Source organism: Kocuria sp., assembly GCF_030538595.1.
Classification (GTDB): domain Bacteria; phylum Actinomycetota; class Actinomycetes; order Actinomycetales; family Micrococcaceae; genus Kocuria.
Genome location: NZ_JAUNTS010000001.1, coordinates 349326 through 371253 on the forward strand (window position 1 = coordinate 349326; position 21928 = coordinate 371253).

General features: G+C 64.1%; 17 protein-coding genes. 9 read left to right on the top strand and 8 right to left on the bottom strand.

The window, feature by feature from the left end:
- Positions 1-6: 6 nt before the first annotated feature.
- Both Q4G32_RS01655 and Q4G32_RS01660 read right to left on the bottom strand, forming a co-directional pair.
- On the bottom strand, positions 7-1284 hold the full coding sequence (locus tag Q4G32_RS01655; protein ID WP_303348758.1) for a geranylgeranyl reductase family protein: 1278 nt from the start codon (positions 1282-1284) through the stop codon (positions 7-9).
- A complete protein-coding gene (locus Q4G32_RS01660) occupies positions 1281-2012 on the bottom strand; it encodes a demethylmenaquinone methyltransferase (protein ID WP_303348759.1) in 732 nt (243 codons plus the stop codon). Before Q4G32_RS01660 ends, Q4G32_RS01655 begins: the two co-directional genes overlap by 4 nt.
- 175 nt (positions 2013-2187) lie before the next feature.
- Here Q4G32_RS01660 and Q4G32_RS01665 point away from each other — a divergent pair, with 175 nt between their 5' ends.
- The 6 genes from Q4G32_RS01665 to Q4G32_RS01690 all read left to right on the top strand — a co-directional run bounded on the left by Q4G32_RS01665 (position 2188) and on the right by Q4G32_RS01690 (position 8575).
- Entirely contained in the window at positions 2188-3615 is a 1428-nt protein-coding gene (locus Q4G32_RS01665; protein WP_303348760.1) for an isochorismate synthase, read from the top strand.
- Between the two features lie 199 nt (positions 3616-3814).
- On the top strand, positions 3815-4594 hold the full coding sequence (locus Q4G32_RS01670; RefSeq protein ID WP_303348761.1) for a transporter substrate-binding domain-containing protein: 780 nt from the start codon (positions 3815-3817) through the stop codon (positions 4592-4594).
- Positions 4591-5388, top strand: coding sequence for an ABC transporter substrate-binding protein (locus Q4G32_RS01675; RefSeq protein WP_303348763.1), 798 nt, complete (start codon positions 4591-4593; stop codon positions 5386-5388). Before Q4G32_RS01670 ends, Q4G32_RS01675 begins: the two co-directional genes overlap by 4 nt.
- A 37-nt stretch (positions 5389-5425) precedes the next feature.
- Positions 5426-6223, top strand: coding sequence for an amino acid ABC transporter permease (locus Q4G32_RS01680; RefSeq protein WP_303348766.1), 798 nt, complete (start codon positions 5426-5428; stop codon positions 6221-6223).
- 12 nt (positions 6224-6235) lie between these two features.
- On the top strand, positions 6236-7030 hold the full coding sequence (locus tag Q4G32_RS01685) for an amino acid ABC transporter ATP-binding protein (protein ID WP_303348768.1): 795 nt from the start codon (positions 6236-6238) through the stop codon (positions 7028-7030).
- A gap of 159 nt (positions 7031-7189) precedes the next feature.
- Positions 7190-8575, top strand: a complete 1386-nt coding sequence (locus Q4G32_RS01690) for an MFS transporter (RefSeq protein WP_303348770.1) — start codon at positions 7190-7192, stop codon at positions 8573-8575.
- A gap of 160 nt (positions 8576-8735) precedes the next feature.
- Here the strand turns inward: Q4G32_RS01690 and menD are convergent, their stop codons facing one another.
- The 3 genes from menD to Q4G32_RS01705 all read right to left on the bottom strand — a co-directional run bounded on the left by menD (position 8736) and on the right by Q4G32_RS01705 (position 14188).
- Positions 8736-10664, bottom strand: coding sequence for a 2-succinyl-5-enolpyruvyl-6-hydroxy-3-cyclohexene-1-carboxylic-acid synthase (menD, locus tag Q4G32_RS01695; RefSeq protein ID WP_303348772.1), 1929 nt, complete (start codon positions 10662-10664; stop codon positions 8736-8738).
- A gap of 71 nt (positions 10665-10735) precedes the next feature.
- Positions 10736-12961 carry a PhoX family protein gene (locus tag Q4G32_RS01700; protein WP_303348997.1) on the bottom strand — a complete coding sequence of 742 codons (2226 nt, stop codon included), beginning with the start codon at positions 12959-12961 and terminating at the stop codon, positions 10736-10738.
- Between the two features lie 183 nt (positions 12962-13144).
- On the bottom strand, positions 13145-14188 hold the full coding sequence (locus tag Q4G32_RS01705) for an o-succinylbenzoate synthase (RefSeq protein WP_303348774.1): 1044 nt from the start codon (positions 14186-14188) through the stop codon (positions 13145-13147).
- A gap of 571 nt (positions 14189-14759) precedes the next feature.
- Here Q4G32_RS01705 and Q4G32_RS01710 point away from each other — a divergent pair.
- A complete protein-coding gene (locus Q4G32_RS01710; RefSeq protein ID WP_303348775.1) occupies positions 14760-15956 on the top strand; it encodes a phosphatase PAP2 family protein in 1197 nt (398 codons plus the stop codon).
- Here the strand turns inward: Q4G32_RS01710 and Q4G32_RS01715 are convergent.
- Positions 15895-16773: an MBL fold metallo-hydrolase gene (locus Q4G32_RS01715; RefSeq protein WP_303348776.1), complete on the bottom strand. Its 879-nt coding sequence runs from the start codon at positions 16771-16773 to the stop codon at positions 15895-15897. The genes Q4G32_RS01710 and Q4G32_RS01715 overlap by 62 nt on opposite strands.
- A gap of 119 nt (positions 16774-16892) precedes the next feature.
- Between Q4G32_RS01715 and gluQRS the strand changes: the two genes are divergently transcribed.
- A complete protein-coding gene (gene gluQRS / locus Q4G32_RS01720) occupies positions 16893-17792 on the top strand; it encodes a tRNA glutamyl-Q(34) synthetase GluQRS (protein WP_303348777.1) in 900 nt (299 codons plus the stop codon).
- Between the two features lie 91 nt (positions 17793-17883).
- Positions 17884-19515, top strand: a complete 1632-nt coding sequence (gene putP / locus Q4G32_RS01725) for a sodium/proline symporter PutP (RefSeq protein WP_303348778.1) — start codon at positions 17884-17886, stop codon at positions 19513-19515.
- Positions 19516-19618: 103 nt separating this feature from the next.
- On the opposite strand, the gene Q4G32_RS01730 is transcribed toward putP, so the two are convergent.
- Both Q4G32_RS01730 and Q4G32_RS01735 read right to left on the bottom strand, forming a co-directional pair.
- Positions 19619-20626, bottom strand: a complete 1008-nt coding sequence (locus tag Q4G32_RS01730) for an L-lactate dehydrogenase (protein WP_303348779.1) — start codon at positions 20624-20626, stop codon at positions 19619-19621.
- Positions 20627-20802: 176 nt separating this feature from the next.
- A complete protein-coding gene (locus Q4G32_RS01735; RefSeq protein WP_303348781.1) occupies positions 20803-21762 on the bottom strand; it encodes an HpcH/HpaI aldolase/citrate lyase family protein in 960 nt (319 codons plus the stop codon).
- Positions 21763-21928: the final 166 nt, after the last annotated feature.

A 21928-nucleotide genomic window follows, 5' to 3' on the forward strand; every position in this document is an offset into this window, starting at 1 on the left:
ATCACTCTACTGGTTTCTGGTGGACGGGGTGAGGGCATCCAGAACGGCCACGGTGCGGTCCTGCCACGTGCGGGCCGGGTGATCCGTGAGCTCGGTCATGGTCTGCACCACAAACCGCATGAGCGGCGGGACGGACATGCCTGTGGCCAGCGCAGCCTTCATGATCCGCGGGTGCCCGATGGCCTCTGCCAGCAGACGCCCCTGCGTGAAATGCGCGCCCCATTCCCGGCGAAGCCGGTGGGGGTACCCCGCCAGAACTGCATCCCTCTGAGCGGGCCCGTTGGCACGTTGGGATTGCAGAATGTGCTCGGCTGCGTAGCGGGCAGACTCCATGGCATTGGAGATTCCCTCCCCGTTGAAGGCAGAAACCAACCCGGCCGAATCTCCCAGCAGCAACATTCCCGGGATCCAGTGTGGGGTGCGGTTGAAAGCCATGGGCAAGGCTGCGGAGAGCACCCTTCCCTGCCGGTGCTCCGGGTCGAACTGCCATTCGGGAGGCATGGATGCGGTCCAGTCCGTGAGGACCTGCCGGTAGTCGATCTTGCCGAACGCCGGAGAAGTGTCCAGGATGCCCAACCCCACGTTGGCGGTGCCGTCTCCGGCGCCGAACACCCACCCGTAGCCGGGCAGCAGTCCACCCTGGGGATCGGTGCCGTCCGTGAGTTCCAGCCACCCTTCCATCCAGTCCAGATCGGCCCTCGGAGATCGGTAGTAGGCACGTACGGCCACCCCCATGGGGCGGTCCTCGCGCCGGTGCAACCCGGCGGAAACAGCGGTTCGGGAGGAGACGCCGTCGCAGGCCAGAATCACATCCGCGCGGTGGTCCTCCGTGTCCCCGGTGCGGCGTCCACGTTCATCCAGGACATTGGCGCGCAGACCGATCACGCGGTCATCGTCCTGGCGCAGCACGTGCGTGACCGAGCGGCGTTCAATGATCTGGGCGCCCGCCCCGCGAGCGTGCTCCGCCAAGTGCTGGTCAAAGCCCGCGCGCGAACGCACCAACCCGTAATTCGGGAAGTCCGTCAGCTGCGGCCACGGCAACTCGATAGAGCGACCCCGAGCACGAATCCGCAAACCCTGATTGCGTTTATACCCCAACTCGGGACCGTGCGGCAGACCCATCAACTGCATTTCCCGCACCGCACGCGGTGTCAGACCATCCCCGCAAACCTTCTCCCGGGGGTAGGAGGTTTTTTCCAGGACAGTGACCTCAACACCCTGGGAGGCCAGCCAGTAGGCCGCGGTGGCGCCTGCCGGGCCACCGCCTGAAATCAGAACCTTCACGCCAGTTTGATCTCCGGTGCACCGTAAGACGGAGCCTGGCCCTTGACGGCATGGTGGATTGCCACAATGCCCCCGGAGAGGTTGCGATAACGCACCTGCTCCCAGCCAGCGGCCGTGATGTCCTTGGCCAGACCGTCCTGATCCGGCCAGGCCGCTATGGATTCAGCCAGATATTCATAGGCCTCCGGATTGGAGGAAACCTTCTTGGCCACCCCCGGCAGTGCCTTGACCAGATATTCGCTGTAGACCTTGCGGAAAGCCTTGTTGGTGGGGGTGGAGAACTCCGCAATCACCAACCTCCCACCCGGCTTGGTCACCCGGTACATCTCATGCAGCGCCCGGTGATAACCCTCCACATTGCGCAACCCGTAGGAGATGGTCACGGCGTCAAAGGCATCATCGGCAAACGGCAGCATGGTGGCATCCGCTTGGACGAACTCAATGTCCGGGCGGCGCGTACGCCCCACCTGCAGCATGCCCAGGGACAGGTCCGCAGCAACCACCTGCACACCGGCATCCGCAAACGGCTCCGAGGATTTCCCCGTTCCCGCCGCCAAATCCAGGACAAACTCGCCGGGAACCGCACCCACGGCCTCCGTCACGGCTTTCCGCCAACCCCGGGTCTGCCCCAACGAAAGAATGTCATTGGTGATGTCATAACGCGGGGCCACCTGGTCAAACATTGCGGTGACAGCGTCCTTGCGCTTGTTCAGGTCTGCACGATTCACCCTGACAGTTTCGCATCTCCCGGCACCGGCACTAAACCCACCGCCCTGCGGTGGCCAGTAGCCCCGTCCGGCAGGTAGTCGGTAGCCCCCGTCCGGCAAGTGTCCAGCAGGCCACCCCGGCAGGCAGTCGGTGACTGGTGCCCGGGAGGCACGCCCTGGATCTACACTGACCGGGATGCCCGCCTCCACTCACGCTCTCTCCAGTTCCCTGACCGTGCCGTTACAGGATTTGGCCGCCCTGCCAAACTCCCCGGTCCCGGCCGACTTTGCGGCCGCCCCGGATCTGCGCCGCATCCTGGACGGGCAACGCACCAGCTGCTGGACCATCGGCGGGCTGGGTCTGGTGGGGTTTGGGCGCGCCGCACACGTGCTGGTCACCGGTGAGGACCGCTTCACCGCAGCTCGCGCGTGGTGGGACACTCTGACTTCCGGGCTGAAGATCACCGACCCCGTGCACCGTTCGGCCACGGGACCGGTGGCCTTTGGCGCCTTCACTTTTGCCCGGTCCTCCCCCACATCGTCCGGCTTGGTGCTCCCGGAACTGGTGGTGGGTCACGACGACGACGGCGCCTGGGTCACCTTGGTCTCCACCGCCCCCACGCTCACCGTGGCTGATGTGGCCGCAGCCTGGTCCCGGTGGATACCCACCGTGCGGCCCATCGGTGAGCCGACTCGTGCGCACCTCACATCCTCGGATGCAGTCCCCTCAGCTTCAGATGTTGCACCGGTGGCGCAGGAGAACCCGGCCGCAGACCGTGCCTGGTGTGCGGCCGTGGCGGATGGCGTGGGGCTGATTGCAGACGGCCAGTTGGACAAGCTGGTGCTGGCCCGCCGCGTGGAAGTCCGCGCGCAGACAGAGCATCTTGATCTCCCCGGTGCGCTGCGAGCTCTTGCCGCTGACTACAACACCTGCTGGACCTACTGCGTGTGCGTGGAAGAGCACCGGGACCCCACCGTCAACAGGCTGTTCGGGGCCACCCCCGAGCGCCTGGTGCGTGTTCTCAACGGGCGCCTGCACGCCCGGGTACTGGCCGGAACTCTGGACCGCCGGTCAGTTCCTGCTGGGATGGACGAGTCCCGGTGGGCTCGGGAAAACCTCTTGGAGGACGCCAAACAACGCGCCGAACACGATTTTGCGATCACCTCGTTACTGGATTCGGTGTCCGCCTACACGGATGACGTGGTCTCCTCCCCTGGGCCCTTTGTGTTGGAGCTACCCAATGTTTGGCACTTGGCCTCCGATGTCACCGCTGAGCTGCGCCCCGGGCCGGATGGCAGTGTGCCTTCGGCCTTGGAACTTGTGGAAGCGGTGCACCCCACGGCGGCAGTCTGCGGGACACCCACCCAGCCTGCCGCCGAGGCCATCACTCGTTTGGAGGGTCTGGACCGTGGGCTCTACGCCGGCCCGGTCGGCTGGTTGGATGCACGCCACAACGGCGACTTTGGGATCGCCCTGCGCGGCGGTGTCCAAAGAGATGCCCGCACGGCACACGTCTACGCAGGCTGCGGCGTCGTCGAGGCTTCCGTGCCGGAGGATGAACTGGCCGAAACTCAGGCCAAGTTACGCCCGGTACTAGGCGCTTTGGGGGTCATACCCCGATGAGAGCCCGCGGGCACCGGAGTGCGTAACCTCCAGGCCACAGCGGTACGGCTACCATGAAGCGGTCACCGCCCCGGTTCCCGGGCCTGTGCAGGCCCACGGATGACCGTGGCGGCGGCGCCGTCAGGTCAGCGCCACCGGGTGCTCACCAGCGCGAGTCCGTCCCCTTGCCCACACCACATGACGCACCGAGGTAACACCCATGAAAACCCGCAACCTCTCCACCCTCCTGGCTGCCGGCGGAGCCACCGCTCTGGTTCTCACCGGCTGCACCTCCACAACGGGTGAGAACCAGTCCGCCTCCGGCGTCCCGCTGATTGAAGACGGCAAGCTGACCGTGTGCAGCAACACCCCGTACACCCCGTTCGAGTTCGAACGCGACGGCGAGGTGGTGGGCTTTGACATGGACCTGGCCGATGAAATCGCTGCCGACCTTGATCTGGAGAAGAACGTCATCCAGACCGGCTTTGAAGGCATCGAGTCCGGGGCGGATCTGTCCACCAACAAGTGCGACATCGCCATTTCCGGCATCACCATCACCGAGGCCCGCCAGTCCGTGATGGCCTTCTCCGAGCCGTACTTCGACGACGAACTGGGCCTGCTGGTCACCGCAGGCTCCGACATTCAGAGCTTTGACGACATCGGCGATGCCCGCGTGGCCGTTCAGCAGGCCACCACGGGCCAAACGTACGCCGAGGACAACGGCCTGAACTTTGAGCAGCAGGAAGACACCGCGCTGATGCTGCAGTCCCTGGAGACCGGTGGCGTGGAGGCCGTGATCGGCAACGTCTCCGTTCTGGGCAATCGCGCCGCGGAGAATCCGGATCTGGAACTGGTGGACCAGGAATCCAATGGCGAGCAGCTGGGCGTGGCCGTGAATTCGGACAACACGGAGATGGTGGACTCCGTGAACTCAACCATTCAGCGCATCAACGACGACGGCACCATGGACACCATGCGTGAAGAGTGGATGGGTCTGTGAAAACTTCCACCGCTCGTGTACTGGTGGGCCTCAGCACCGTGAGCCTGCTGGCCCTGACCGCATGCACGTCCACCACGGGGGCGGATACAGGCTCCACCGATGGCACTTTGGAAACCATCTCCGATGGCCAGCTGACGGTGTGCTCGGAATCCAACTACCCGCCCTTCGAGATGGAAGAAGGCGGGGAAATGGTGGGCCTGGACATGGATCTGGCGGCGGAGATCGCCAAGGACAACAACCTTGAAGTCCACAACGTGACCCTGCCCTTTGAAACCATGGTTTCTGGGGCTGCCCTGGACACCCGCCAGTGCGACATTGTCACCTCCGCGTTGACCATGACGGATGAGCGCCGTTCGGTCATGGATTTCTCCGAGCCGTACTTTGACAACCAACTGGGCTTGGTGGTCAAGGACGGTTCCCAGATCACCTCCGTACAGGACGCCGTGGACTCCAAGGCCCGCGTTGGAGTGATGCAGCAAACCACCGGGGACGTCAAGGCCAAGGAACTGGGGCTGAACGCCGTGCAGTTCGAGGACGTCCTCATGTTCCAGGACCTGCAGTCCGGTGGCGTGGATGCTGTGCTTGATGACTTGGTGCCCATTGCCCAGCATTCGGAGGACTACCCGGACTTTGTGGTGGTTGAAGAAGTTGAGGCGGATGACCAGTTCGGGGTAGCTGTCCGTAAGGGAGACACCGCCATGCTGGCGGCGGTCAACTCCACCTTGGAGCGCATCAAGGGTGACGGCACCTTGGAGGAAATCACCCAGAAATGGGTTCCGATCACCGAGCAGTGATCGCGGTTCACACATCAAGAGAAGGAATGAGCCCCACATGGCTATGACCGCCCGCCAGAGGGCCAAGATCTCCCGGGGAGTCCAGTACGGGCTGCTGGTGGTGATCGTGGTGGCCCTGATTCTGATTGCAGACTGGAACACTCTGATCTCCCGAGCCCTGAACCCATCGGTGATGGCTCAGCAGTTCCCGCAGATCATCACGGTGGCCTTGAAGAACACGCTAATCTACACGGCACTGGGCTTTGTGGCGGGTATGTCCGGGGGCATTCTGTTGGCGCTGATGCGGCTGTCCTCCGTGGCCCCGTACCGCTGGATTGCCACGCTCTACATTGAGCTCTTCCGTGGTGTCCCAGCGCTGTTGGTGTTCTTGGCCTTGGGGTTCGGCGTGCCGCTGGCTTTCCAGGTCCGATTCAACAATCTGGTCACCGTGATGCTGGCTCTGGGCCTGGTCTCAGCCGCCTACATTGCGGAGTCCTTGCGTGCTGGCCTGCAGGCAGTGCCCAAAGGCCAGTACGAGGCCGCTCGGTCCTTGGGCATGACCCATTCGCGGGCCATGATCACCATCATCATTCCGCAAGCGCTGCGCATTGTGCTGCCGCCGTTGACCAATGAGGTCATCCTGCTGGCCAAGGACTCCTCCCTGGTCTATCTGCTGGGCATGACGGTGGCGCAGTACGAACTCACCAAGTTCGGCCGTGAGGCCATCTCCGGCACCGGCGCGGGTCTGACTCCCCTAGTCCTGGCCGGTGTGTGTTACCTGATCATCACCGTTCCCCTGGGCCTGCTGGCCCGGTACTTCGAGACGCGCGCTGACGCCCGTTCGGCCCGTAAGTAGGAGTTGTTCACAGTGAAGAAGTCAACTGCCACGGAAACGGCAGCCCACCCGGCGTCGGTCACCATTGACGGCCTGCACAAGTCCTACGGGTCCCTGGATGTGCTCAAAGGCATCTCCCTGGACGTCCAGCCCGGTGAGGTGGTGTGCCTGATCGGGCCCTCCGGCTCGGGCAAGTCCACTCTGCTGCGCTGCGTCAACCTCTTGGAGTCCCCGCAGCGTGGCCGCATCCATATCGGGGATGTGGAGGTGACCGATCCCGACGTTGACATCGACGCCGTTCGACGCCGCGTTGGCATGGTCTTTCAGCAGTTCAATCTGTTTCCCAACATGTCCGTGCTGAAGAATCTGACGGTGGCTCAGCGCAAGGTGCTGGGCCGTTCGGAGTCAGCCGCGCGGGAGACAGCGCTGCACAATCTGGAACGCGTGGGTCTGGCTGACAAGGCAGACAGCGCCCCCGCCCAGCTCTCCGGTGGCCAGCAGCAGCGCGTGGCCATTGCCCGGGCCCTGTCCATGGACCCGGAGCTGATGCTCTTTGACGAACCCACCTCCGCCCTGGACCCGGAAACCGTGGGTGATGTGCTGGCCATCATGCGGGACCTGGCCAAGGAGGGCATGACCATGCTGGTGGTCACTCACGAGATGGCTTTCGCCCGCGACGTTGCAGACCGCGTGGTGTTCATGGACGGCGGTGTGGTGGTGGAGGAAGGCCAAGCCCGTGACGTGATCGGTGCTCCCCAGCACCAGCGGACCCAGACTTTCCTGTCCCGGGTGCTCAACCCCACGCAGGTGCACGCTCCGGAGTCCTGAGATAGCACACGCTACACATAGCAGTAGGGCCCTATTGATACTTTTTAGGTAATCAATAGGGCCCTGGTGGTTTCCAGGGTTTTCCCCCAATATGAGCCGCATCACATCCCTGTCACGATCTTGGTCAACCCTCCGGTTGATCGAAAGGATCCGACTCTGATGTCCACCGCCAATACCCTCGTGACCGCTGACAAGCGGTTGGAGATGAAAACTGCCATCTGGGTGGCAGCCATTGCCTGCACGGCATTGATCTTCGACGGCTACGACCTCGTGGTCTACGGAACTGTCATGCCCACCCTGATGAACGACCCCAGCCACATCGGCGTTCTGGATGCTTCAACGGCCGGCACCGTGGGCTCACTGGCCCTGATCGGTGTGCTCCTGGGCTCCTTTGCATCCGGGTTCATCGGCGACATCCTGGGCCGCAAAAAGATGATGATGTTCGGCATCGCATGGTTCTCCATCGGAATGGCGATCACCGCGGCCACCGGCACTGTGTTCACTTTCGGACTGATGCGCTTCATCACCGGTTTGGGATTGGGTCTGGTGATCGCCACGGCCGGGCCGACCATCGCGGAGTTCGCACCCAAGGACAAGCGCGGCGTCTTCAACGCGATTGTGTACTCGGGTGTCCCCGCAGGCGGCATGTTCGCTTCCCTGTGCGGCATTCTCTTGGCCGAACACATCGGGTGGCGCGGCCTGTTCCTGATCGGGGCCACTCCCATCCTGTTCCTGGTCCCTCTGGCTGCCATGAAGCTACCCGAATCCCCACGGTGGCTGCTCTCCCGCGGACAGGAGGCCCGCGCGATTGAGTTGGCCCGCCAAACCGGCGTTCCCTTGGAAGAGGAACTGGCCGTGCGCCGCGCCACCACCGTGCCCAAGCGCACCGGTTACGCCGCGCTGTTCACCCGCGAATTCGGTGTGGCAACCCTCTTGATGGCCTCCATGTCCTTTGCCGGGTTGTTCCTGACCTACGGCATGAACACCTGGCTGCCGCGCATCATGGAGTCCTACGGCTACGCCGAGCAGAAACTCTGGTTCCCCTTTGTGCTCAACGGTGCCGCCGTGATCGGTGGTCTGATCGCCGCACGGGCCTCCGACCGCCTGGGCAAACCACAGAACATCATTGCCAGCACCTTCTTGTTGGCAGCGATCGCCCTGGTATTGATGACCTTCCAGTTCCCACTGGCGCTGCTCTTCACCTTCATTGGCGTGGCAGGAATTGGCATCCTGGGCACCCAGGTGTTGATCTACGGCTTCCAGTCCAACTACTTCACCTCCGACTCCCGCGCCGCAGGTGTGGCAGCCTGTGCCACCATCGGCCGTGCCGGTGGCGTGTTCGGGCCGTTGATCGGTGGCTGGTTGGTGGCCGCGGGCCTGGGTGCAACCCAGCAGTTCCACGCGTTCGCCGCCGTGGCCCTGGTGGGAGCCATCGTCACCTTCATTGTGCCCCGCAAGCACAACACGTATCTGATCGAACGGGAGGCCGTGCAACGCGCCACGACTCAGCAGACCACGGAGCGCGACCGCGAACCCGTGGTCTGACCCGCAGGTCGGGTCCTAGCGCTCAACCGAGTCACCACGCAGCCGGGGGTTGGTTCGTCGATACTGACGCACCAGCCCCCGGCTCGTCCTCTTCATCCACATCCCATCGCGCTGCCAGATCACCGCCCACAACGTGGGAACTCGGCGAGTTCGTGGGAGGTCAACCGCTGAGTGGGAGCTCGGCAGCCGCCGCGGCAACGGCAGCCTTGATCCTGGCACTCATGGACCGTAGACCCTCCCGGCTGGCCGGAACGACGACGACCGACACCCCGGCACGCGGCTGCGCCAGAGCACGGTGTAGATCTTGCACCGTGGTGACCGTCTCCACGGCCACGCCGTAACCGGCACACAGAGCAGGAATGTCCACGGCGGGTTCTGTGCCGAAAAAGCGTTCCACGGTCTCAGCCCATTGAGGCTGTTCGCCCAGCGCACCGTGTTCCAGAGTGTTGAAAATCCCACCTCCACGGTCGTCAAGCACCACAATCTGCAGATCAGGCTGGGTTTCGTGCACCAGACGGATCAGAGACCCGGCGTCGTGCAGGAACGTCACGTCCCCCATCAGGGCTCGCACGCGACGCCCAGTGGCCAGAGCAGCGCCGGCTGCGGTGGCCACCGTTCCGTCAATGCCGGCAAGTCCCCGATTGGCCATCACGGTCACGCCGCGGTTCGGCTCGGTCCCCCCTGCGGGAGTCTGATCCGCCGCCTCCATAAAGCTCTGACCCGTCTGCCCCAGATAGCTCGGACCCGTCTGCCCCGCAGAGTTCTGAGCCGCCTCCCCTACAGCGGCCCATGGATCAGCACACAGGTCCAGATCCCGAATGGGGTTGGAGGAACCTGCCACCAGCGGTGCGCCATCCCTGAGACAGGCTGCCCACACTTCACGGGCCACCACGGGACCGGGAAGTACGCCGGTCGTTGCGCTCACCACCCCATCCGGCATCGCCTGCGGTTGGGGCTGCTCAGGCAGGGCAAGTTCGTGATTGACGGCGCGTTGCGCAGCCGCGCCCAGACGTTGCCACGCCCCCAGCCAACCCTGCGGTGGGCGGCCAACAAAAGCGGTGACTTCGGTGAGTGTGCGCAACACGGTTTCACGGCGTCGGCCGGGGTCGTACCACGCCACCTCACGCGGCTGCCAGGCCGCCGTCTGCACGTGGCACCGTGCCAGTAGGGCACCCACCGGACGGGACAGTGTGGGGCGACCGATCAACAGCACGCGTTCGATCTGGCTCCCCAACTCGGTGTCCAGCAGCAGCCGGTACGGGCCCACCGCGTTAGGTCCGTACCGAGCATTCGAGGATGGCTCGGCCAGCAGCGGAAGACCCAGGGACTCCGCCAGTAGCCTGGCCCCGTCTCCGGCACCGTCCCCGGCCAGGATCACGGTGGACCGCGGGGGGTGCTCACTGCCCTCCCGGCGCAGAAGTGCTTGCGACAGGTGGGCTGGCACAACGCTCACCGCAGAACAGGGTTTCAGCTCCGCCGGTTGCCACCTCTGCGGTGGGGACTCGATATGAGTGGCTGCCACATGGTCCAACGCCGGTTGTAGGGGTTCACGCAGCGCCACATTGACGTGAACGGGACCGGGCACGTGGGCGTCGTCGTCGTGAAGGGCAGCGAGCACAGGTTCCAAGGCCGACTGCACCCGGGCGGTGATCTGTTGTGCCTCCGCCCCCTGATCCACCACCAGATCCACGCTGTCCCGAACGTGGTCGCCAAAGATCCCCGGCTGCCGGGTGGTCTGATTGGCACCGGTCCCCCGCAATTCCGGGGGACGATCCGCGGTCAGCAGGACCAGGGGGACCTGCGCGTGATCAGCTTCCATGGCAGCGGGCATCAGATTGCCCACAGCGGTCCCGGACGTGGTCACCACCACCGCGGGACCGCCGGTGACCTTGGCCGCACCGAGGGCGTGGAAAGCAGCCGAACGTTCATCCAAACGGACATGAGTGCGCAGGTCAGCGCCATCGCGTTCGGCGGCGGCATACACGAATGGCGCCGAACGCGAGCCAGGGCAGAAGAAAAATTCACGTGCACCGGCAGCAACCAATTGGTCCAGGACGGCGGCGGCGGTCAGCAGGGATTCGGCGGTCACCGTCTCACCCTACTGACCGCTGCCGTGCCCGGCTGAGTACCGGGCCACTCGCGGTGGGTCACACCCTCAGATCAGCCATCCGTGTAGGAGCGCGGGGCGTTACGCGCTTTGTTGCGCAGCTCCTGAGTGGAGCGCCCCCGATACCCCTGGCGCTGGGGACCGCGCCCATTGCCGGGCCCACGGCCCTTACCATGGCCACGGCCTTTACCTCGTCCCTTGCCCTTCCCGGGGTGCTGCTCCTCCTCCACGAACGGAGGCTCCCCTGCGGCCGTGGAAAAGACCTGGACGACGGCGGGGCGGGCAATCGCAAACTGGCCTTCACCTTCCCGCGTGGGCAACACGTAGTCCGGGAAGTAGGAACGCGGCACCTCAAAAGTGCCGTCCTCCCCGGGGTGCTGAACAGCCACGTACACCATGTTTTCGCGGTCGTGGATCACCGGACCGCAGGTCTCCGCATCCTGTGGCACGGAGAGGAACTGTTGGGTACGCCCCCGCAGCTCACCCGTGAGATCCACGCGGAACAAGCCGTCGTTGTACCCGATGGTTCCGGGTGCGCCGTCGGTGGAGATCCACAGGTGCCCCTGAGAATCAAAAGCCACGTTGTCCGGGCAGGAGATCGGTGACACTTGATCCGTGGGAAATCCGGAGAAATAGGCGGAACCGTCCTTGGCCGGGTCACCGCAGACCAGCAAGATGTCCCAGTGGAAGGTGGTGCCTGCCGAGTTGGCGGTGTCCTCCGTGATTTCAATGACGTGACCGTCACGGTTGTTGTTGCGCGGATTGGCTTCATCCGCACCGGCACGCCCGGACTCACCACGACGCGTGTTGTTGGTACAGGCCATGTAGACCTTGCCGGTGTGGGGGTTGGGCTCCACGTCCTCTGGTCGGTCCATTTTGGTGGCACCGGCCTTGTCAGCGGCCAGACGGGTGAAGATCAGCACCTCGTCCACGTCCATGCCCTCAATCTTGGACTCACCGCCCACCACCAGCGGCAGCCATTCACCCGCTCCGTCAAAAGCACCGTCCGCCGGGAGACGGCCGGAACCATCAATCTCATCTTCCGAGTTGCCGGTGAACTTGGCCACGTAAAGATCGCCGAAGGAGAGCAGAGTCATGTTGTGGGTGCGGTCACCTTCCACATACTTCTTCTCCGAGACGAACTTGTAGAGGTAGTCAAAGCGCTCGTCGTCCCCGGAGTAGGCCACCACGGTGCCATCGGCTGCCACGTACACGTTGGCGCCTTCGTGCTTGAACCGGCCCATGGAGGTGTGCTTGACCGGGGTGGAGCTGGGATCGGATGGGTCGATTTCCACGATGTAGCCAAACCGATTGGGCTCATTTTCATAACCCGCATTGTTGCCGTCCCAGCGGGGATCCACCAGGTCCCAGCGCCGCCTGGGAGGCTCGGCCGGGATGCCGTAGCGCCGATTCTCAGCGGTGTCCGGACCGGAGAGGACGTTTTGAATGTTCTCCTCCCCGGACAGGATGGTGCCCCAGGGAGTCACACCGCCGGCGCAGTTGTTCTGGGTGCCCAGAACGGTGGTGCCCTCCGGATCGGCCACGGTCTTGAGCAGATCGGAACCAGCCGCCGGCCCGTCCACGCGGAACGGAGTTTCTGCGGTGATACGCCGGTTGCGGGCTCCCCCGCGCACGTAGGTCCAGGGTTTGCCGGGGCCTTCACGCACCATCTCCACCACGGCCATGCCGTGCGCTGCAATACCCACGCTGGCTGTGCGCTGCAGGTCTTCGCTCTGATCGGACGGAAACATGGTGTTTTCATTGGTGTATTCGTGATTGCACACCAGCACACCGGTGGTGCCATTGGCATCCGGCATGATGTCCAGGTAGTCGTTGTTGAACCCGAACTGCATGGCTTGGGCTTCGGCAGTTTGGTTACGGGGATCAAACTCCGGGGAATCTTCAAACAGGGGGTCTCCCCAGCGAATGATCGGGGACCAGTTGTAATTCGTGGGCACGTTGAGGTCATCCACGGTGGCCGCAACGGGGGCGATCGGTTCAAAGTCCAGTGACCCGTTGTTGGCGCCCCAGTAGGCAAAGGTTGCTTGCGCTTCGGTGCGGGTACCAGTCACGGCCACCCCAACGGTCACTGCGCCGGCAGCACCAAATCCCAGCGCCGCCCGCCGAGAGAGCGCAGTGGAGGCCACTTCATGAAACGTGGAGTTGTCGGAGGTGTTGCACACCGGTTTGGCGCACTGGGAACCGCACTTCAATGCGCAGGTCAGTGGACTGCGTTTGCCATTGGTGTGTCCCAGCATGGGCAGAAGGAGTCGAGCCATCATTACCTCTCCGCGCAGGCCAGCTGCGCTTTTTCAACGACGGCGACCATCTGACACCCGGGAGGTAATGAAATAGGGCTACTTGACCCAACAGCACGTGAAGTGCAAACGACTAAACGCCCATGTCAGAACGCATTAATATGAATTAATTTCTAGCGCATGAACCAATATGGGCGGTATGAATCAATCCCGAGCGGGCGAATCTTGTGACATCAGCAGCTGGTGCACCCGGCGTATTCGCTGCAGCCACCATTGGCGCCGCGCTCCTTCCAGCAGCACTTTTTCAAGGCAGGCGGGATCAACCGTCGCCGACCCCACGGGTAGTGCCCCTGCCTGTGGCTTCAAGGGGGGATGCGCCACGTCACGCTGCAGCAGCGTTCCGGTGCCCAATCCGCAGGCGTAGGGCAGCTGCGGGAGACTTGCGGCCAGAGCCACCCCGGCGCTGAGCCCAACAGAGGTGTCTATGGCGGAGCTGACCACCGCGGGCAGTCCCGCCGCGCGCACAATCTCCAAGGCCCGACTGACCCCACCCAGTGGTGCCACCTTGACCACAATCACATCTGCCGCCCCGGAACGGGCCACTTCCAAGGGGTCATCCGCTTTGCGGACGGACTCATCCGCTGCAATGGGCAAAGTCACCCCGCGGGCTGCCAGCCCTTCCTTCACAGCGTAGAGACCGTCAATGCCCGCTGCGGGCTGCTCCGCATATTCCAGGCCGTACTCGCAAAGCACCGCAAGCGCCTCCACAGCCTGAGCCGCACTCCACCCCTGGTTGGCATCCACCCGCACTGCGGCGTGCGGGGCATGGGCGCGTACGGCAGCCACTCGGGCAACGTCTTCAGCCAGGCTTTGCCCGGACTCGGCCACTTTGACCTTGACGGCTGTGATGCCATCGCCGTATCCGTCCAGCAGGTGCGGCACGCGATCCGCAGAAATGGCGGGGACGGTGGCATTGACGGGAACCCGGTCACGTACCGGAGCGGGGAACCCCAGCCAGGCGGCTTCAAGACAGGAACGCCACCACGCGCAGGCTTCGGCGTCGTCGTACTCCAGGAAGGGGGCAAACTCCCCCCACCCCTGCGGGCCGCGGACCAAGACTGCCTCCCGCGAACTGACCCCGCGAAAGCGCACGGTCAACGGAATCCGCACGACGACGGCGCCGCTCAAGATCTCTTCCAGCTCCAGCGTGTGGGGGCTCAGGCGGGGTGGTGTGGTGCTCTGCGGCATGACCACCACCCTATGCGCGGCTCAGCGCACGTTTGCCGGGTGCTCAGGCAATCCCCAGACTTTGCGGTTTACGGCCTGAGAATGTCAGCGGACTCGAAGGCTGGGCTGGCACACTGAGCGTCAAATATCTGCGTGGCGGAACGATCCACCCGCTGCGCAGCAAGTTTTTGCTGGCCGGCCCCCGTGTCGGCCGCGGCTGAGCCGTACGCCAAACCCATGTGGCCAGATCTGAACCTATGTGGCCACAGCTGAACCCATGTGCCCAGACCTCAACTAGGACCCAGTTACCAACATCCCCGCCGAGAACGACCCCGAGACCCCTCAGCGTTCCCGGGCCCGCGGCGGTGCGGAAGAAACCCCTACTGAGGCGATCACCACGCAGAAGAGCCAATCATCACAGGCTGGCAAGTCATCTTCTCAGTCTGGCCATCCTTCACTTCTGGGCCTATCATCACAGGCTGGCCACTCATCTTCTGGCCGCGCCTGGCAGGGGGATCGGTCCGGTTCGGAAGCGGGGGGCGGTGACACCCAACAGATCAGCGCTTCCTCGGACCCCACGATGACTCGTCCCATGCCCTCGGTGAGTGGCTCGGGCGCCGGCCAGCGGTATGAATTGTCTGCCGATCCCGCAACGGCCCCCATCCAAACCACCTACCTTGACCGCAGCGCAGACGCCGGCGCACCACCGTGGCAGGAGCCAGCGCCCACCCAACCGGCAGCAAGCGTTCCCCCCGCGGCCTACACCCGGCAGCAGCAACCGAGTCAGCAAGCGCAGTACGGCGGCTCCGCTGCCAGCCAGGGGCAGGGGAACTACGGGCAATACGGCCAACCCGCCCCGGCGGGACAGGCCGCGCCTTCCGGTTACCAGGCCGGACCTCATGCCACCCAGCAACCTCATCCACCGGCCGCCTACGGTGCCACCGCACACCCCTCTGCGGCTCACACCCCGGCGCGGGATCTGAGCTTCGGCATTGTGATGGGGCTTTTGCTGCGCGCTGTGATTCTCCTGGCTGCTGCCGGGGCTCTGGCGTACTACGCCCTGCGGACCATCGGCGGACAGTGGTCTGATGAACTCGCCCTGCAAGAAGGTCAGAGGCTACTGACCCAATTGCCCTCCGCCGTGCTCCCGTGGGTTGATCTGGTTCCCGTGGCGGTCTGCGTGTTGTGGGGCGTGGTGGCGCTGCTGTTTGCCGTGGGTTCCAATCGCTGGGTACCGCTGCTGGTCGGTATGCTCAGCGGCTTGGGTGCGGTGGTCTCCGTCCAACTGCTCAAACGCGAGTTCTTGGTGAAAGCTCCATTCGGCATTCAGGAAACCACCATGAACTCGCTGCCATCGGGTCACACGGCGGCTGCCGCCACGGCGGCCATGATTGCGGTGATGGTTGCACCAGCCCGTTGGCGCGGCAGCATTGCCTTCTTCGGAGCGCTCACCACCGCGCTGGCCGGGTTCTCCACGGTGCTCAATGGATGGCACCGTCCCATGGACACCATGGTCTCCGTGCTGGTGGTTGCCTTCTGGGGTGTGGTGGGTGCTCTGCTGCTGCGCTGTTTGATTCGTCCGGAGCGTTTCAGCGCCAATCTGTCCATCACCACGTTGGTTTTTGCCATCTTGCTGATCCTCGCCGCTGCGGGGGGCCTGGCAGCCCTGCAGACCACCACCATCTCAGGTTTGCCCCTGGCCACAGGTGCCGCGGGCATTCTGGGCTTCAGCTTGTTGGCTGCCCATCAGACGGTGCGGGCGCTTCGTCCGCGACGTCGAGCTCCATGAGTCGATCCAACAGAATCCTGGAGGCCCCCGCCCCGTAGGGCAACCGGAACATGCTGGCGGTCACGGGCCCCAGCCGGTGCTGGGCGGTTTGCTGCGCGTTGGTTTCCATGATGCGTTCAATGGCGGTTGCCATGGTGGCGGCCATTCCGCGCACATCCGCGTGGTCCACGGGCAGCCCGTGACCCGGCACCACCACTCGGTACCGCTCCAGGTCTGCCAACTGCTCCAAGGCGCTGACCCAGTCCTGGGGGAAGGAGTCCTCAAAGGACGGGTCCGCCCCCTGCTCCACCACGTCACCGGCAAAAACGACGTCGTCAATGCCCACCAGGACATCGTTGTCCGTGTGCCCTCGGCCCAGGGAGAACACCAGAGCTTGGCGCTCACCCAGGTCAATGCGCGTCAGGGCGGGTCTGCGGCCAGTGCCCGGCAGATGTCTGCTGGGAACCACGATCCGGGTGTCCAGGCCGGACCCCTCCCCCATTTCCGGTTCCAGAACGCCCACGAATGATCTCTGGTAGTCGCCGTATTTTTCCATGGCATGTGCGGCGGCCCTGTGGGACCAGAAGTCTGTGGCCCCGGCGCGCTGAAACACTGCGTTGCCCATGTAATGGTCAAAGTGGGCGTGGGTGTTGAGCACCACCAGCGGCAGCTGGGTGACCTTGCGGACGGCTTCCAGAATGGCGCGGCCCTGGCGGGGTCCCGCACCGGTGTCTATCACCAAGGCACGGTTGGCACCCACGATGAGCCCGGAGTTCAGCCTCCAGTTCTCCGTGGTGATGACGTGGACGTCAGTTCCGACCTCGTTGATGGTGATCACTGTGTCAGCGTAAGGCCAGGCACCGGCTCCCTGCGAGTTTGCGCGGCCACATCCGCTGGAACCTGACGTAACCTGGCCCGCATGACTGCGATTCCCCGGCCGCACCCCGACCACCGCGTATGACCACTGGCCGCTACGCTCCGTCCCCATCGGGTGATCTTCACATCGGCAATCTGCGAACGGCCGTCTTGGCGTGGGTTTTCGCCCGTGGCGACCGCGGTCGGTTTGTCTTGCGGTTTGAAGACCTGGACCGGGTCAAGGACGGTGCCCAGCAGCGGCAACTTGCGGATCTGGCGGAAATCGGCCTGGAGTGGGATCAGCCGGTGCTGGTGCAGTCAGATCGGGTGGCAGCTCACCGTGCCGCAGTGGCGGAGCTGACCGCACGGGGGCTGACCTACGAATGCTTCTGCACCCGGCGTGAGATTCAAGCCGAAATCGCCGCGGCTGGTGGGGCCCCGCATGGAGCGCCCGGGGCCTACCCCGGCACATGCCGTCACTTGACCCGGGAACAGCGTGCACAACGACGTCGTCAACGTCCTCCCGCCATTCGCCTCCGCGCGCAGGTGGATCAGGCCACGGTCACTGACCGTTTGGCAGGTGAGGTCACGGATGCGGTGGATGATCTGGTTCTGCTCCGTCAAGACGGTCAACCGGCTTACAACCTTGCCGTTGTCCTGGATGACTTTTTCCAGGGGGTGGATCAGGTGGTGCGCGCAGATGATCTGTTGTCCTCCGCTCCACGTCAGGCGTATCTGGCGCAGCTGTTGGGGCTGCCCGCCGTGGAGTACGTCCATGTGCCTCTGGTGCTGAACACCTCCGGCCAGCGTTTGGCAAAGCGTGACGGAGCTGTAACCCTTGATGACTTGCGTTCGGCGGGATACACCACTGCCGATGTCATGGGATGGATCGGTGAGTCCCTGGGACTTCCGCAGCCGGTACGTTCAGCGGATGATGTCCTGACACAACGCAATGACTTACGCCTGAGAGACGGCCCCTGGGTTTTCACCGCTCCGGCCTAGAGCTGGGGAACCGGGGACTGACCACGGCGTGTAGGACCAAGATCCAAGGCACCCCAAGGCTCATGGGGTGCCTGCCTGAGAAAGGAATCAAATGGTTGACTTCGGCTCAGGGTTCTGGTGGATGATGTCCGCCATTGCCCTGTACTTCGTGGCCATGCTGGCCGTGGGCGTGTGGGCCTCCACCCGCACCCGCGACAAGGACGATTACATGATCGGTGGGCGTAACCTCCCGCCCACCGTTGCGGCTCTTTCCGCCGGTGCCTCCGACATGTCCGGGTGGCTGCTCATGGGTTTGCCCGGCGCCCTGTACATGGGCGGTTTGGTGCAGGCCTGGATTGCCATTGGCTTGACCATTGGCGCATGGGTGAACTGGAAGGTGGTTGCCCCGCGCCTTCGCATGTTCACGGAGAAGTACGACAACGCCATCACCCTGCCCTCCTTCCTGGGCAATCGTCTGGTGCGCGGTGGGCGCATGCTGCGCATTGTGGCTGGCCTTGTGATCCTGGTGTTCTTCACCTTCTACATCTCCTCCGGCATGGTGGCCGGCGGCAACTTCACCATCTCCGCCTTTGGTGGGGCCCTCTCCGAGAGCTTCGGCTGGGAGCTTGAGCAGACCTACCTGGTGGGCATGCTGATCATTGCCGGTGTGACCATTGCTTACACCTTGATCGGTGGATTCTTGGGCGCCAGCTACACGGATTTCTTCCAGGGCACTCTGATGTTCCTTGCCCTGCTGTTGGTGCCGATCGTGGTGCTGTTCATGGTGGGTGACCCCGCACGTATTGTGCAGCGCGTGGATGAGGTGCATCCGGGTGCGTGGAACCTGTTTGACTTTGGCGCCGCCGGTGGCGTGATTGGCGTGATTTCCCTGGCGGCCTGGGGGCTGGGGTACTTTGGCCAGCCGCACATTCTGGTGCGTTTCATGGCTCTGCGCAGCCATGAGGATGCCGTGGCGGGGCGTCGCATTGGGGTGGCCTGGATGGCACTGTGTGTTCTGGGAGCCATTTTCACCGCGCTGTTCGCCATCCCGCTGGTGCAGCGGGGCCGGATCTCCTTGACCAACACGGAAACAGCCGAAACCGTGTTCTTGGATGCCGCGATTGGCTTGTTCCCGGCGTTCCTGGCCGGTTTGGTCTTGGCTGCCGTGCTGGCTGCCATCATGTCCACCGTGTCCTCCCAGCTGGTGGTCACCACCTCCGCCATGGTGGAGGATCTTGCGCTGATGTTCCGCAGCAAGCCCTTGGCACCCAAAACCGCGCTGTGGATCAGCCGCGCCGGGGTGTTGGTTGTGGCGCTGGTGGCGGCCTACATGGCCTTGGATCCGGCGCAGTCGATCTTGGATCTTGTGGGCTTTGCCTGGGCGGGCTTTGGTGCGGCCTTCGGCCCGATCGTGCTGCTGTCCCTGTACTGGCGCAAGCTCACGGGAATCGGCGCCACTGCAGCCATGGCCACCGGAGCCGTGGTGGTCGGCGTCTGGCCCAACTCCCCGTGGGCAGACGTGTACGAAATCATCCCGGGCTTTGTTGCCGCGACCATCGTGGCCGTGGTGGTCTCCCTGATCACCTACAAGGAAGACCCTGTAGGAGAGCAGCGCTTCACGGAGGCCGTGGCGCTCTCCCACCGCGGTCTGCCGCCGCAGGAAGAGTCAGATCAGGCGGAACCCATTGACGGTCAAACCGCTACCGCTGCCGGCAACAAAGCCCCCTGGGATTCCAGCCGGTGACCGATTGCAGGTGATGAAGCCATAACCTTCAACACCTCTACGACGACGCCTGTGGCCCGGACCAATTGGTCCGGGCCACAGGCGTCGTCGTACTTCAGGAGACTCAGAAGCCCAGGGAGGTCAATGACTTCTTGAGCGCTTCCGCGGAATTGTGCAGCTGCTGGATTTCAGCATCTGACATGGGTACGGGCAGCTGCTGCAGCACGCCCGAGCGGCCCACCACGGAGGGAACGGAGAGGGCAACGCCGGTGATGCCCTGGTAGTCATCCAGGATGGTGGAGACCGGCATGACCGCGTGCTGATCGGAGAGGATGGCCTGGCAGATGGCACCGCCTGCCATGCCGATCGCGTAGTTGGTGGCGCCCTTGCCTGCGATCACGGTGTAGGCGGCGTGCATGACCTCATCCGCGATCTTCTCCCGGACGTCCTCCGGGAAGGCCAGCTGGCCGGAATCGTTCTTCCAGTCCACCAGGGGAACGGTGCCGATGTTGGCAATCGACCACAGCGGGAACTCGGTGTCTCCGTGTTCACCCACGATCATGGCGTGTACGGACGTGGGCGAAATGCCGGCTTCCTCTGCCAGGCGCAAGCGCAGGCGGGAGGTGTCCAGCACGGTGCCGGAGGACATGACCCGTTCCTTGGGCAGCCCGGAGAGTTCGCGGAACACGCTGGTCAACACGTCACAGGGGTTGGTCACCAGAACGTAAACAGCATCCGGTGCCACTTCCAGCAGCTTGGGGGTCAGCGAGCGCAGGATGTTCACGTTGGCCTCGGCCAGCTCCAGGCGCGGCTGTCCCGGCTTCTGCTTGGCGCCCGCGGTGATCACCACGATGTCAGCACCGGTCAACACGGAGACGTCATCCGAACCGGTGACCACGGTGGACGGGGAGAACATGGCGCCGTGGGACAGGTCGGCTGCCTCCGCGCGAACCTTGTCCCCGGCGACGTCGAAAATGGCGATTTCGCGGGCGATCCCACGGATCTGGCAGAAGTAGGCAAGTGATGATCCCACTGCCCCGGCACCCACAATGCCGATCTTGGAACGGCGATCGGACTGGGTTCCGGTGGACCAACTGGACGGTGCGGTTGCGGCGGCGGTCGGCTCGGACATCGGGGTCCCTTCGGATCGGGTCTGTTGCGCCGGTTTGGATCTCACCGACGGTGCGGGGCCTCTGTGCCCCACGACCACCAGTTTCCAACAACATCGCAACGGGCGGCAAGCAATTGCCGCCCGTTGCCGATATTTTCCACGTTCTTACCGTGGGTTTATGTGGGATTGGTTGCGGTTCAGCAGTGGTAGGTGTCTGTGGGTGCCTCAAAGTGAACGTCGTAGCCCTGCGGCACCGTCAACCCGAAGGCAGCCGCCAGCCCCAAGACCTTGTTGGCGCGGGCCAATCGCGGCAAATCCGAGCCGTTGCGAATCTGCCCACCGGCGGCCTCGAACTCCGTCAAGAACTCACTGGCCCAGGTCATCTCTTGCAGCGACGGGGACAGGCCCTCATTGACCGTGGCAGTTTGCTCGGGCATCAAACACAGTTTGCCGGTCATTCCGAACTCCGCTGTCACTGCGGCGGCTTCTGCCAGCTTGGCCCCCAGCGCACCCACGGAGGGCCCGTCAATGGGTCCGGGCAGATTGGCGGCGCGGGAGGCGATGGTGAACTGCGAGCGCGTGTAGGCCAGGGTCAGCGGATTGTCACCAAAACCAGTGTCCCGGCGGAAGTCCCCCAACCCGAATCCGAGCCGGTAGGTGGAACGGGCACCTGCGATGGCAGGTAGCGCCTGCACTCCGCGGGCGGTTTCCACCAGGGCAACAATCTTCACGTCCTGCAGAGCTTCAGCGGTGCGGGTCACGTGCTCGGGGCTCTCCACCATGGCCAGCATGACGCCGTCGAGCCCCGGAACTCCGGACAGGGCGGCCAAATCTTCAGCCCACCAGGGAGTACCGAAACCGTTGATGCGCACCCAGCCACGGCGGCGATGCCCGCTGTCATCCAGGCTGGAGAGCCAGTCGATCACGGCCTGGCGTGCGGTGGCTTTGTCCGCCGGGGCCACGGAGTCTTCAATGTCATAAACCACCACGTCCGCAGCGCTGTCTGCGGCTGGAGCGAATCGGTCGGGCTGAGCGCCGTTGACCAGCAGCCAGGAGCGGGCAAGTTCGGGGCCCACCTGCTGGTGGGCCGTGGCAGTGGCTTGGCCGCTGGTCTTGCGCGAAGTTTCGGGAGTGGATTCGGTGATCGTGGTTGTCATGACGAGTGTCCTTCACAGTGAGGGGCTTGAGTCTGGAAGCCCAAGGTGTGCCCCACCGAGTTGTTCTCAGCATTTCCGTGTCATGCCAAAAACAGCTCAGCGAGGAGAAAAGTAACCGCCCCTGCCAGCCGGCCCACACGGTGAATCAACAACGTGCCGCCGAGCA